Raw genomic sequence first — 1,964 nt, forward strand, 5'->3', positions numbered from 1 at the left:
GTTACTTTCACCGTTGCGGTAGAAGTTTTCGAAGCATCCAGTTTATCGGTGATCGTATAAATCAACGTATAAACGCCAGCAGATGTATTGGCTGCCACACTCACTGCTCCTGTTGCCGGATCAAGGCTTACTTTACCATTGCTATCATTTGTACCGTTGGTGATGGTGACATCGCTTAAAGTTGGAGCTGTCGTTGTTCCATTGTAGGTATCGTTTGTCAAAACATTCGCAACCGCTGTTCCGCCGGTTACCGAGTTAGCAGTACCTGCATCATCTTTCGCCAATAATGCGCCAGATGAAACAGTAACCTTAACCGTTGCGGTAGAAGTTTTCGAAGCATCCAGTTTATCAGTAATGGTATAAGTCAAAGTATAAACACCAGCCGGTGTATTCGCGGCCACACTTACTACTCCTGTTGCTGGATCGAGTGTTACTTTACCATTGCTATCGTTGGTACCGTTGGTAATGGTCACATCATTTAAAGTTGGAGCGGTTGCCGTTCCATTGTAAGTATCGTTTGTTAAAACATTGGCTACCGCTGTTCCACCTGTTACCGAATTAGCAGTTCCTGCATCATCTTTCGCCAATAATGCGCCTGAAGCCACAGTTACTTTTACCGTCGCAGTAGAAGTTTTAGAAGCATCCAGTTTATCGGTGATCGTATAAGTTAAGGTGTAAATTCCAGCTGGGGTATTCGCAGCCACACTTACCGCTCCCGTTGACGGATCGAGTGTTACTTTACCGTTGCTATCATTCGTACCGTTGGTAATGGTGACGTCGTTTAAAGTCGGAGCGGTTGTCGTTCCGTTATAAGTATCGTTTGTCAAAACATTGGCTACCGCTGTTCCACCGGTTACCGAATTAGCTGTTCCTGCATCATCTTTCGCCAACAATGCGCCAGAAGAAACAGTAACCTTAACCGTAGCAGTAGACGTTTTCGAAGCATCCAGTTTATCGGTGATCGTATAAGTCAAGGTGTAAACACCAGCCGGGGTATTCGCGCCAACACTTATCGCACCTGTTGCCGGATCGAGCGTTACTTTACCGTTGCTATCATTTGTACCGTTCGTAATGGTGACATCAGCCAAAGTTGGTGCGGTTGAAGTTCCGTTGTAAGTATCGTTTGTCAAGACATTCGCAACTGCCGTTCCACCTGTTACCGAGTTTGAAGTACCTGCATCATCCTTCGCCAATAACGCGCCTGAAGCCACGGTTACTTTTACCGTTGCGGTAGAAGTTTTCGAAGCATCCAGTTTATCAGTAATGGTATAAGTTAAAGTGTAAACGCCGGCTGGGGTATTGGCTGCCACACTAACTGCTCCTGTTGCCGGATCGAGTGTTATTTTACCATTGCTATCGTTTGTACCGTTGGTAATGGTGACATCAGCCAAAGTTGGAGCTGTGGTTGTTCCGTTGTAAGTATCGTTTGTCAAAACATTCGCAACCGCTGTTCCGCCTGTTACCGAGTTAGCTGTTCCTGCATCATCTTTCGCCAATATAACGCCTGAAGCTACGGTTACTTTTACCGTTGCAGTAGAAGTTTTCGAAGCATCCAGTTTATCGGTGATCGTATAAGTTAATGTGTAAACACCAGCCGGGGTATTGGCTGCCACACTTACTGCGCCTGTAGCCGGATCGAGTGTTACTTTACCATTGCTATCGTTGGTACCGTTGGTAATGGTGACATCGTTTAAAGTTGGAGCTGTCGTTGTTCCGTTGTAAGTATCGTTTACCAAAACATTGGCTACCGCTGTTCCGCCGGTTACCGAATTTGAAGTACCTGCATCATCTTTCGCCAATAAAGCACCTGAAGCCACAGTTACTTTTACCGTTGCTGTCGAAGTTTTCGAAGCATCCAGTTTATCGGTGATCGTATAAGTTAAGGTATAAACACCAGCTGGGGTATTGGCTGCCACACTCACTGCTCCTGTTGCCGGATCGAGTGTTACTTTACCATTGCTATC

Annotated in this window: 1 protein-coding gene; it reads right to left on the reverse strand. The window is 45.9% G+C overall.

The features are described from left to right. A partial coding sequence (locus tag AC07YT_RS25035; protein ID WP_494945584.1) for a beta strand repeat-containing protein occupies positions 1-1,964 on the reverse strand: 1,964 nt, incomplete at both ends.

The sequence above is a fragment of the Pedobacter sp. GW460-11-11-14-TSB4 genome, from assembly GCF_059423705.1.